We start from the raw sequence: 11,303 nt of genomic DNA on the forward strand, positions 1-11,303 counted from the left end.
GACCTTCGGAAACCACGACTCAATGGAGACAGGACGTGTCCCGTCAGGTGTTCCTCTACGACCAGCCGGACCGCTTCGTGGCCGGCACGGTCGGACTGCCCGGGCGCCGTACGTTCTTCCTCCAGGCCATCGCAGGCTCCCGGGTGACCAGCGTGGCCCTGGAGAAGACCCAGGTGGCCGCGCTCGCCGAGCGCATGGACGAACTGCTGGACGAGGTCGTACGGCGCAGTGGCGGCAGCGCCGCCGTCCCCGCCGTCGCACCCACCGAGATCACCGACACCGCACCGCTCGACACTCCCGTCGAGGAGGAGTTCCGCGTCGGCACCATGGCCCTGGCCTGGGACGGCGAGGACCAGCGCATGATCGTCGAGGCCCAGGCGCTGGTCGAGCTGGACGCCGACACCGAGGAAGACCTCGCCGAGGCCGAGGAGCGTCTGCTCCAGGACGAGGAGAACGGGCCCCCGATGCTGCGGGTCCGGCTGACCGGCGCGCAGGCCCGGGCCTTCGCCAAGCGCGCCCTCGACGTCGTCAACGCCGGGCGGCCGCCGTGCCCGCTGTGCAGCCTCCCGCTCGATCCGGAAGGACACGTATGTCCGCGCCAGAACGGATACCGCCGCGGAGCGTGACGCCCGACCCGAACCCGGCCGAGCTGCTCGCGCACGGTGAGCTGACCGTACGCGGGCGGATCCGCGAGGCGTCCAACGCGGCCCTGTTCTGCACGGTCGCCCTGGACGGCCGCCAGGCCTCCTGCGTGTACAAGCCGGTCGCCGGGGAGCGCCCCCTGTGGGACTTCCCCGACGGCACCCTGGCCGGCCGCGAGGTCGCCGCCTACGAGGTCTCCGAGGCCACCGGCTGGGACCTGGTGCCGCCGACCGTGCTGCGCGACGGGCCCTACGGCGAGGGCATGTGCCAGCTGTGGATCGACGTCCACCCCGAGGCCGACCTGCTCGCCCTGGTCGACGGCGAGGAGCCGGAGCCGGGCTGGAAGGCGGTCGGGCTCGCCGACGTCGGCGAGGGCCGCACCGCGCTGCTGGTGCACGCCGACGACCCGCGGCTGCGCCGGCTCGCCGTCCTGGACGCGGTCATCAACAACGCCGACCGCAAGGGCGGCCACCTGCTGCCCACCGCCGACGGCCGGCTCTACGGCATCGACCACGGCGTCACCTTCAACGTCGAGGGCAAACTGCGCACCCTGCTGTGGGGCTGGGCCGGCGAACCCCTCCCGGAGGAGGCCGTCGGCGTCCTCAAGGCACTGCGGGACGCCCTGGACGGCCCGCTGGGCGCGCGGCTGGCCACGCTGATCACGGCGGCCGAGATCGACGCCACCCGCGCGCGGGTCGACGCCCTGCTCGCCTCCGGCCGGCACCCGGAACCGAGCGGCGACTGGCCCGCGATTCCCTGGCCGCCCGTGTGAGCACATCCGGCGGCGATGTTCAAGAACGCAGAACCGGTCATCCGGCCTGATCCCGTTCGTATCCGTGGGCCGGGGCCGGTTAGGCTCATGTACATGCATGCCTGGCCCGCTTCCGAGGTCCCCGCCCTGCCTGGTCAGGGCCGCGACCTGAGGATCCACGACACCGCGACCGGCGGTCTGGTCACCCTCGACCCCGGTCCCGTCGCCCGTATCTACGTCTGCGGCATCACGCCGTACGACGCGACCCACATGGGTCACGCGGCGACCTACAACGCGTTCGACCTGGTTCAGCGCGTGTGGCTCGACACCAAGCGGCAGGTTCACTACGTCCAGAACGTCACCGACGTCGATGACCCGCTGCTGGAGCGGGCCGAGCGGGACAACCTCGACTGGACCGCCCTCGCCGAGCGCGAGACGGCTCTCTTCCGCGAGGACATGACCGCCCTGCGGATGCTCCCGCCGCGGCAGTACGTCGGCGCGGTCGAGGCCATACCCGGCATCGTCCCGCTCGTCGAGCGGCTGCGCGACCTCGGCGCGGCCTACGAACTGGACGGCGACATCTACTTCTCCGTCGAGTCCGACCCGAACTTCGGCAAGGTCTCGCACCTGGACGCCGCCGCCATGCGGCTGCTGTCCGCCGAACGCGGTGGCGACCCGGACCGCCCGGGCAAGAAGAACCCGCTGGACCCGATGCTGTGGATGGCGGCCCGCGAGGGCGAGCCCAGCTGGGACGGCGCCTCGCTCGGCCGGGGCCGCCCCGGCTGGCACATCGAGTGCGTGGCCATCGCCCTGGACCACCTCGGCATGGGCTTCGACGTCCAGGGCGGCGGCTCCGACCTCGCCTTCCCGCACCACGAGATGGGCGCCTCGCACGCCCAGGTGCTCACCGGCGAGTTCCCCATGGCCAAGGCGTATGTGCACGCCGGCATGGTCGCCCTGGACGGCGAGAAGATGTCCAAGTCCAAGGGCAACCTGGTCTTCGTCTCCCGGCTGCGCCGCGACGGCGTCGACCCCGCCGCCATCCGTCTCGCGCTGCTGGCCCACCACTACCGGGCCGACTGGGAGTGGACCGACCAGGTCCTTCAGGACGCCGTGGCCCGCCTCGGCCGCTGGCGCGCGGCGGTCTCCCGCCCCGACGGGCCCTCGGCCGACGCCCTGGTGGAGGAGATCCGCGCGGCCCTCTCCCACGACCTGGACGCCCCCGCCGCCCTCGCGGCCGTGGACCGCTGGGCGGCCCGGCAGGAGCAGGAGGGCGGCACGGACACCGGCGCGCCCGGCCTGGTGACGCGGGCGGTGGACGCGCTGCTGGGCGTGGCCCTGTAAGACACCGAGGCGAAGCGCCCCGCAAGCACCCCGCGACGCGACGGAATACGCAAGAAGGAGCGGCTCCCGGCAGGGGAGGCGCTCCTTCTTCCGTACCGTCAGTCCTCGGGGTCGTCCTCGTCCTCCTTGCCCCCGCTGCCGGAGGCGGGCGGTTTCGGCTTCCCGCCCGGAGGGCCCACGTCCCGCCGGCGCAGATACCGCTCGAACTCCCGCGCGATCGCCTCACCGGACGCCTCCGGCAGCTCCGCGGTGTCCCGCGCCTCCTCCAGCGTCTGGACGTACTCGGCGACCTCGCTGTCCTCGGCCGCCAGCTGGTCCACGCCCACCTGCCAGGCCCGCGCGTCCTCGGGCAGCTCGCCCTGCGGGATCCGCAGGTCCAGCAGGTCCTCCAGGCGGTTGAGCAGCGCCAGCGTGGCCTTCGGGTTGGGCGGCTGGGAGACGTAGTGCGGCACGGCCGCCCACAGCGAGACCGCCGGGACGCCCGCGTGCGTGCACGCCTCCTGGAGGACGCCGACGATGCCCGTCGGACCCTCGTACTTGGTCTCCTCCAGGTCCATGCGGCGGGCCAGGTCCGGGTCGGACGTGACCCCGCTGACCGGGACCGGACGCGTGTGCGGGGTGTCACCGAGCAGGGCGCCCAGGATGACCACCAGCTCCACGCCCAGCTCGTGCGCGAAGCCGAGCAGCTCGTTGCAGAACGAACGCCACCGCATGGACGGCTCGATGCCGCGGACCAGCACCAGGTCGCGCGGCTTGTCCCCGCCGACCCGGACCACCGACAACCGCGTCGTCGGCCAGGTGATCTTGCGCACACCGCCGTCCATGAACACCGTGGGACGGTTCACCTGGAAGTCGTAGTAGTCCTCGGCGTCCAGCGCCGCGAACACCTCGCCCTTCCATTCGCGTTCCAGATGCGCGACCGCCGTGGAGGCGGCGTCACCGGCATCGTTCCAGCCCTCGAACGCGGCCACCATGACTGGGTCGATCAGCTCGGGAACCCCCTCCAGCTCGATCACCCAGTGCCTCCTTCCGACGTGCCCTCGCTTGACCCACCAACCTTACGGCGTCCCGCGGGGGCGCCCGCAGCCCCCTTGCACGGGGGAGTGAACGGATCACTGCCCCGTTCGCCGCCGCGGAACACGCGCGCGTCCCGGACTCACGGCGCGGAGCGCAGCCACCGCTCCACGCTCGCTATGTGCACGGTCGCCCAGGACCGGGCCGCCTCCGCGTCCCGGTCGCGCAGCGCGCCCAGGATCGCCCGGTGCTCGCGCAGGGTGCGGCCGACCGCGTCCTCCTCGGTGAGGCCCCGCCAGACCCGGGCCCGCGTGGTGGGCCCGGACAGCCCGTCGAGCAGCGAGCACAGCACCGAGTTGCCGGCGCACCGCACGATGCTCCGGTGGAACTCCAGGTCGGCCGCGACCAGTTCCTCCACCGAAGGCGCCTCGCCGAGCGCGTCCAGCCGGGCCGACAGCGCGTCCAGTTCCGCCTCGCCGATCCGGAAGGCGGCCATCGCCGTCGCGGCCGGCTCCAGGATCCGGCGCACCGCGAGGAACTCCAGCACCGTGTCGTCGCGGTGGAAGTCCCCGACGAAACTCACGGCCTCCAGCAGCAGTTGGGGATCGAGGCTGGTGACATAGGTGCCGTCGCCCTGTCGCACGTCGAGGATGCGGATCAGCGACAGCGCCCGTACGGCCTCCCGCAGCGAGTTGCGCGACAGCCCCAGTCCGGCGGCCAGTTCGCTCTCCTTGGGCAGCCGGTCGCCCGGGCGCAGCGCACCGGAGACGATCATGTCCTTGATCTTCTCGATCGCCTCGTCGGTGACTGCCATCAACCGGCCTCCCGTCCCCGGACATCGGATGTGTCCGCACATTATGCGGGCGCGCGCAGGGGGCGCCCCCTCGGGCGGAGGCGCCCCCTGCGTACCGGGTCCCTGTCCGCCGGCCTACTTCTCGTCCAGGACCTTCTGGACCTTGGCCCGGACCGCGTCCGTGGCCAGGCCCCGGATGGTCAGCGTGGTGCGGCGGCGCAGCACGTCGTCCGGCGTCTCGGCCCACTCGTGGTCACGGGCCCAGACCACCTGCGCCCAGATCTCGGGGGCGTCGGGGTGGACGCGCTCGGCCAGCTCCGGGTTCTCGTTCGCCAGGCGGGCGATGTCGAAGGCCAGGGAACCGTAGTGGGTGGCCAGGTGCCGGGCGGTGTCGGCGGCCATGCGCGGGCCGGGCGCCGGACCGTCGACCAGCAGCCGGTGGGCGACCGCGCGCGGGTTGGCGACACCGGGCAGCGGCAGCTTCTTCGGCAGCGAGGCGATCGGCTCGAAGTCGTCGCCGAGCGGGTGACCCGGCAGCGCCTCCAGCTTCTTCATGATCGTGCGGCCGATGTGCCGGAACGTCGTCCACTTGCCGCCCGCGACCGACAGCATCCCGCCCCTGCCCTCGGTGACCACGGTCTCCCGCTTGGCCTTGGCGGTGTCGCCGGGGCCGCCCGGCAGCACCCGCAGCCCGGCGAACGCGTAGGTGATCAGGTCGCGCTGGAGCTGCTGGTCCCGGACGGAGAACGCGGCCTCGTCCAGGATCTGGGCTATGTCCTTCTCGTCGACGGACACGTCCGCCGGGTCGCCCTCGTACTCCTCGTCGGTGGTGCCGAGCAGCAGCATGTCCTCCCAGGGGAGGGCGAAGGTGATGCGGTACTTGTCGATGGGCGTGGCGAGCGCGGCCTTCCAGGGGGAGGTGCGCTTCAGGACCAGGTGCGCGCCCTTGGACAGCCGGATGGACGGCGCCGCGTTCGGGTCCTCCAGCTTGCGCAGGTGGTCGACCCACGGGCCGGTCGCGTTCAGCACCAGGCGGGCGTTGACGCCGAACTCCTCGCCGGACAGGCGGTCCCTCAGCTCCGCGCCGGTCACCCGGCCCTGGGTGAAGCGCAGCCCGGTGACCTCGGCGTGGTTGAGGACGACCGCGCCCGCCTCGACGGCCGCGCGGACCGTCATCAGCGCCATGCGCGCGTCGTTCATCTGGTCGTCGCCGTACACGGCCACGGCCTTGAGGTTCTCGGTGCGCAGCTCGGGCACGTCCTGCGCCGCCTTGGCCGGCGAGAGCAGGTGGCCGACACCGTCGCCGAACGCGGACAGCGCGGAGTAGGCGAAGACGCCCGCGCCGAGCTTGGCCGCGCCGTGCGGGCCGCCCTTGTACACCGGGAGGTAGAAGGTGAGCGGGTTCGCCAGGTGCGGGGCCACCTGGCGGGAGACCGCCCGGCGCTCGAAGTGGTTCTCCGCCACCAGCTTCACCGCGCCGGTCTGCAGGTACCGCAGGCCGCCGTGGAGCAGCTTGGAGGAGGCGGAGGAGGTGGCGCCGGCGAAGTCGCCGGCGTCGACCAGGGCCACCCTGAGTCCGGACTGCGCGGCGTGCCAGGCGGTGGAGATGCCCAGGATGCCGCCGCCGATCACAAGAAGGTCGTACGACGCCTTGGCGAGCTGCTCCCTGGTCTCGGCGCGGCTCGGGTTCGAGCCGGAGGCCGGGCGCGTCCCCAGGGCAGGTACGGACTGGAGGGTGGACTGACTGGTCATGTGGGGTACTTACTCCTCGTCAGAGCTGACTGAGCCGGTGGGACCGCTCAGTTCTCGTCGTCGAGCCAGCCCATGGTCCGGTCGACGGCCTTGAGCCAGTTCTTGTACTCACGGGCGCGGGTCTCCGCGTCCATGCGGGGGGTCCACTCGGCGGCCCGGCGCCAGTTGGCGCGCAGGTCGTCGGTGCTGGACCAGAAGCCGACGGCGAGACCGGCGGCGTAGGCGGCGCCGAGGCAGGTGGTCTCGGCGACCATCGGCCGCACCACCGGTGCGTCCAGGACGTCGGCCAGGGTCTGCATCAGCAGGTTGTTGGCGGTCATGCCGCCGTCCACCTTGAGGGTCACCAGCTCGTCGCCGGAGTCCTTCACCATGGCGTCGGCGATCTCCCGCGTCTGCCAGGCGGTGGCCTCGAGGACGGCGCGGGCGAGGTGCGCCTTGGTGACGTACCGGGTCAGGCCGGCGATCACCCCGCGCGCGTCGGAGCGCCAGTGCGGGGCGAACAGGCCGGAGAAGGCCGGCACGAAGTAGGCGCCGCCGTTGTCCTCGACCGACAGCGCGAGCGTCTCGATCTCGGCGGCGGTGGAGATCAGGCCCATCTGGTCGCGCATCCACTGCACCAGCGAGCCGGTGACGGCGATCGAGCCCTCCAGGGCGTACACGGTCGGCTGGTCGCCGATCTTGTAGCCGACGGTGGTGAGCAGACCGGCGTAGGAGTTGATGATCTTCTCGCCGGTGTTCATCACCATGAAGGTGCCGGTGCCGTACGTCGACTTGGTCTCGCCCTCGGAGAAACAGCACTGGCCGAACAGGGCCGCCTGCTGGTCGCCGAGCGCGGAGGCGACCGGGATGCCGCCGAGCAGCTCGCCGAGGCGGCCGCCGCGGATCTCGCCGTAGACCTCGGCGGAGGAGCGGATCTCGGGCAGGATCTGCTCCGGCACGCCGATGGACTCGCAGATCCTGTCGTCCCACCGCATCGTGTGCAGGTTCATCAGCAGGGTGCGGGAGGCGTTGGTGACGTCGGTGACGTGCCGGCCGCCGTCGGCACCGCCGGTCAGGTTCCAGATGACCCAGGTGTCCATGGTGCCGAAGAGGATGTCGCCGGCCTCGGCGCGCTCGCGCAGGCCCTCGACGTTGTCGAGCAGCCAGCGGGCCTTGGGCCCGGCGAAGTACGAGGCGAGCGGCAGGCCGGTCTCCCGGCGGAAGCGGTCCTGCCCGACGTTGCGGCCCAGCTCCCGGCACAGGGCGTCGGTGCGGGTGTCCTGCCAGACGATGGCGTTGTGGACGGGCTCACCGGTGTTCTTGTCCCACAGCACGGTGGTCTCGCGCTGGTTGGTGATGCCGATGGCCTTGATGTCGTCCCGGGTGATGCCGGCCTTGGCGACGGCGCCGGCGACGACCTCCTGGACGTTGGTCCAGATCTCGTTGGCGTCGTGCTCGACCCAGCCGGGCTTGGGGAAGATCTGCTCGTGTTCCTTCTGGTCGACGGCGACGATCCGGCCGTCCCGGTCGAAGACGATGCAGCGGGAGGAGGTCGTGCCCTGGTCGATCGCCGCGATGAAGGGGCCTGCGGTGTGGGCGTCGGTCACTGTGTGCTCCTGGAAGTCCGTGGTGAGGGGCTGTGCGTACGGCGCGTGCGCGAGGTCTCGGTGCTGTCCGCACGCTCCCTAGGCGAAGGCGAGGTTGTAGACGCCTGCGGCGATCGCACCGCCGGCCAGCGGACCGACCACCGGGATCCAGGCGTAGGACCAGTCGGAACCGCCCTTGTTGGGCAGCGGCAGCAGGGCGTGCACGATGCGCGGGCCCAGGTCGCGGGCCGGGTTGATCGCGTAGCCCGTCGGACCGCCCAGCGACAGGCCGAGCGACACCACCACGAGCGCGGTGATCAGACCGCCGAGGACGCCCAGGCCGTTGCCCCCGTCGTTCAGGCCCTGGGTGAGGATGGCGAGGACCAGCACGAAGGTGCCGATGATCTCCGTTGCCAGGTTCTGCGCCACGTTCCGGATCTCGGGGCCGGTGGAGAAGATCCCGAGGACCGGGCCGGCACCCTTCTCCTGGGCCTCGACGGCCTTGGCCGAGGTGGCCTGCGCGCCCGGACCGCCGACGATCTCCCGGTCCGTGAGGTGGGCGAGGAACTGGCCGTAGTAGGCGACCCACACCAGGGCGGCGCCGATCATGGCGCCCAGCAGCTGGCCGGCGAGGTAGGTCGGGACGTTGTTCCAGCCGCCGTCCTTGATCGCCAGGGCGACCGTGAGGGCCGGGTTGAGGTGCGCGCCGGACAGCGGTCCGGAGATGTACGCGGCCGTCATGACGGCGAAGCCCCACCCGAAGGCGATGGCGAGCCAACCGGCGTTGCGGGCCTTGGAGGCCTTCAGCGTGACGGCGGCGCAGACGCCGCCGCCGAGCAGGATGAGTATGGCGGTACCGATGGTCTCGCCGATGAAGATGTCGGAGCTGGACACCCGCGACTCCTTTGTCCTTCGTCCAGGGGTAGCCGAACCCCGGGTCCCTCCGGTGGTTCTGGCGCCCTCGGTGATGAGAGCGATGCCGGCCCTTGGCGTTGTCACACTCTAGCGCGTATTGCCGGTAGGTGTTCGACAATGCCGACCGATGGACGGGAGTCTTGTTCGGCGCCACGCGTGCGTCAAGAGTTCTGTTATCCAAAACAGGATCGTTATTGATCGCTGCGGGTTATCGACCTTCGTGCTCGGACATACGGTATAGCGCTTTTCGTCCGTTTTCGGGTAGGCCGACAGCCGGAACGTCGCCCGGCGTCCCGGCTGTTCCTCCCCGCTCGTGCGCCGCGCGGGCGGCCCGCCGCGGGCGCCTCAGAACCGCCCGGCGCCCAGGTCCCGCGACACCGCGCGGGCGCAGTCCCGCACCGCCGCGATCAGCTCCGGGCGCAGCTCGCCCTCCCGGCACAGCCGCTCCACCGCGCCGGTGACGCCCACCGCGCCCACCGGCATGCGCCGCCGGTCGTGGATGGGCGCGGCGATCGACGCCACGCCCTCCCAGGTCTCCTCCACATCGGCCGCGTAGCCCCGCGCGCGCGTGAGGTCCAGGATGTGCTCGAAGCCGGCGGCGTCGCACACCGTGCGGTCGGTGAAGGGCTTGCGGTCGGCCTCCAGCGCCTCGCTGTGCGCCACCGGGTCGTACGCCGAGAGCACCTTGCCCAGCGCCGTGGAGTGCAGCGGCTGCATGGCCCCGATCTCCAGCACCTGCCGGCTGTCGTCGGGCCGGAAGACGTGGTGCACGATCAGCACCCCCTGCTGGTGCAGCACCCCCAGGTACACGCTCTCCCCGCTGGAGCGGGCCAGGTCGTCCGCCCACACCAGGGCCCGTGCGCGCAGCTCGTGCACGTCGAGATAGGTGGTGCCCAGGCGCAGCAGCTCCGCGCCCAGCTGATAGCGGCCGGAAGCCTCGTCCTGCTCCACGAACCCCTCCTGCTGGAGGGTGCGCAGAATGCCGTGGGCGGTCCCCTTGGCGAGGCCCAGCGACGAGGCGATGTCCGACAGCCCCAGCCGCCGCTCGCCGCCCGCGAGCAGCCGCAGCATCGCCGCCGCCCGTTCGAGCGACTGGATGTTCCGTGCCATCGCCGTCCTGCCTCCGTCCCTCCGACTGCGTACGACGCAGTCACCGTTCGGCAATGCCGAACACTACCGGTCCATGCCGACCTCCCGCCAATGGTCGGACGCCACCTGTTACATCACACGCGAGTCATGCGCGACATTCAGGCCACTCACGTCCGTCTCGTGGACGTGGTGCCCATCCAAGCCGACTCCCGGTTACCCTGACGCCGTGCGGCAAGCCCCACCCGTCCGGGGAAAGCCGCATAGCCGACAGCCGTCGCATCCCAGGGAGCCCTTACATGGCCTCGTCGCCAACGTCCCCTTCCGCCGACAGCCGGGCCCGTGTGTCCGCGCTCCGCGAGGCGCTCGCCACCCGTGTGGTGGTCGCCGACGGAGCGATGGGCACGATGCTCCAGGCCCAGGAGCCCACCCTCGAGGACTTCCAGAACCTCGAGGGCTGCAACGAGATCCTCAACCTCACCCGCCCCGACATCGTCCGCTCCGTCCACGAGGCGTACTTCTCCGTGGGCGTCGACTGCGTCGAGACCAACACCTTCGGGGCCAACCACTCCGCGCTCGGCGAGTACGACATCGCCGACCGGGTCCACGAGCTGTCCGAGGCGGGCGCCCGGGTGGCCCGCGAGACCGCCGACGCGTTCACCGCGCGGGACGGCCGGCCCCGCTGGGTGCTCGGCTCGATGGGCCCCGGCACCAAGCTGCCCACCCTCGGCCACGCCCCCTACGCCACCCTGCGCGACGCCTACCAGCGCAACGCCGAGGGCCTGATCACCGGCGGCGCCGACGCGCTGCTGGTGGAGACCACCCAGGACCTCCTGCAGACCAAGGCGGCCGTCCTCGGCGCCCGGCGCGGCATCGAGGCCCTCGGCCTGGACCTCCCGGTGATCGTGTCGGTGACCGTCGAGACCACCGGCACCATGCTGCTCGGCTCGGAGATCGGCGCGGCGCTGACCGCGCTGGAGCCGCTGGGCATCGACATGATCGGCCTGAACTGCGCCACCGGCCCGGCCGAGATGAGCGAGCACCTGCGCTACCTCGCCCGCAACGCCCGCGTCCCGCTGTCCTGCATGCCCAACGCGGGCCTGCCGGTCCTCGGCAAGGACGGCGCCCACTACCCGCTGACCGCGCCCGAGCTGGCCGACGCCCAGGAGACCTTCGTCCGCGAGTACGGCCTCTCGCTCGTCGGCGGCTGCTGCGGCACCACCCCCGAGCACCTGCGCCAGGTGGTCGAACGCGTCCGCGGCGTGACCCCGCCCGAACGCGACCCCCGCCCCGAACCCGGCGCCGCCTCCCTCTACCAGTCCGTTCCGTTCCGGCAGGACACCTCTTACCTGGCCATCGGTGAGCGGACGAACGCGAACGGGTCGAAGAAGTTCCGGGAGGCCATGCTGGAGGGCCGCTGGGACGACTGTGTGGAGCTGGC

10 protein-coding genes are annotated in these 11,303 nt (G+C 71.9%); 4 read left to right on the forward strand and 6 right to left on the reverse strand.

What is annotated here, in order from left to right; translation table 11 throughout:
• Positions 1–35: 35 nt before the first annotated feature.
• The 3 genes from AB0E62_RS38285 (at position 36) to mshC (ending at position 2,737) form a co-directional block, all read left to right on the forward strand.
• Positions 36–626, forward strand: a complete 591-nt coding sequence (locus tag AB0E62_RS38285; protein WP_362205176.1) for a DUF3090 domain-containing protein — start codon at positions 36–38, stop codon at positions 624–626.
• Positions 590–1,414, forward strand: coding sequence for an SCO1664 family protein (locus AB0E62_RS38290; protein WP_362205179.1), 825 nt, complete (start codon positions 590–592; stop codon positions 1,412–1,414). The genes AB0E62_RS38285 and AB0E62_RS38290 overlap by 37 nt, the downstream gene beginning before the upstream one ends.
• Before the next feature lie 93 nt (positions 1,415–1,507).
• Positions 1,508–2,737 (forward strand): cysteine--1-D-myo-inosityl 2-amino-2-deoxy-alpha-D-glucopyranoside ligase, encoded by a 1,230-nt coding sequence (gene mshC, locus AB0E62_RS38295; protein WP_362205182.1) that lies wholly within the window; start codon positions 1,508–1,510, stop codon positions 2,735–2,737.
• A gap of 98 nt (positions 2,738–2,835) precedes the next feature.
• Here mshC and AB0E62_RS38300 read toward each other — a convergent pair whose 3' ends face one another.
• From AB0E62_RS38300 to AB0E62_RS38325, 6 genes are all read right to left on the reverse strand, one after another.
• A complete protein-coding gene (locus AB0E62_RS38300; protein ID WP_362205185.1) occupies positions 2,836–3,753 on the reverse strand; it encodes a PAC2 family protein in 918 nt (305 codons plus the stop codon).
• Positions 3,754–3,893: 140 nt separating this feature from the next.
• Complete coding sequence (locus AB0E62_RS38305) at positions 3,894–4,565, reverse strand: FadR/GntR family transcriptional regulator (RefSeq protein ID WP_362205188.1); 672 nt, start codon at positions 4,563–4,565, stop codon at positions 3,894–3,896.
• Positions 4,566–4,679: 114 nt separating this feature from the next.
• Positions 4,680–6,296: a glycerol-3-phosphate dehydrogenase/oxidase gene (locus tag AB0E62_RS38310; RefSeq protein WP_362205191.1), complete on the reverse strand. Its 1,617-nt coding sequence runs from the start codon at positions 6,294–6,296 to the stop codon at positions 4,680–4,682.
• Positions 6,297–6,343: 47 nt separating this feature from the next.
• Positions 6,344–7,882, reverse strand: a complete 1,539-nt coding sequence (glpK, locus tag AB0E62_RS38315; protein ID WP_362205194.1) for a glycerol kinase GlpK — start codon at positions 7,880–7,882, stop codon at positions 6,344–6,346.
• A gap of 78 nt (positions 7,883–7,960) precedes the next feature.
• Positions 7,961–8,755, reverse strand: coding sequence for an MIP/aquaporin family protein (locus AB0E62_RS38320; protein WP_362205197.1), 795 nt, complete (start codon positions 8,753–8,755; stop codon positions 7,961–7,963).
• Between the two features lie 366 nt (positions 8,756–9,121).
• The gene (locus AB0E62_RS38325; protein WP_362205200.1) at positions 9,122–9,886 is read right to left on the reverse strand and encodes an IclR family transcriptional regulator; all 765 of its coding nucleotides are present in this window, start codon (positions 9,884–9,886) and stop codon (positions 9,122–9,124) included.
• Between the two features lie 275 nt (positions 9,887–10,161).
• Here AB0E62_RS38325 and AB0E62_RS38330 point away from each other — a divergent pair.
• The coding region (locus tag AB0E62_RS38330) for a homocysteine S-methyltransferase family protein (RefSeq protein ID WP_362205203.1) at positions 10,162–11,303 on the forward strand (1,142 nt) is incomplete at its 3' end.

The sequence above is a fragment of the Streptomyces sp. NPDC038707 genome (assembly GCF_040636485.1).
Taxonomy (GTDB): Bacteria; Actinomycetota; Actinomycetes; order Streptomycetales; family Streptomycetaceae; genus Streptomyces.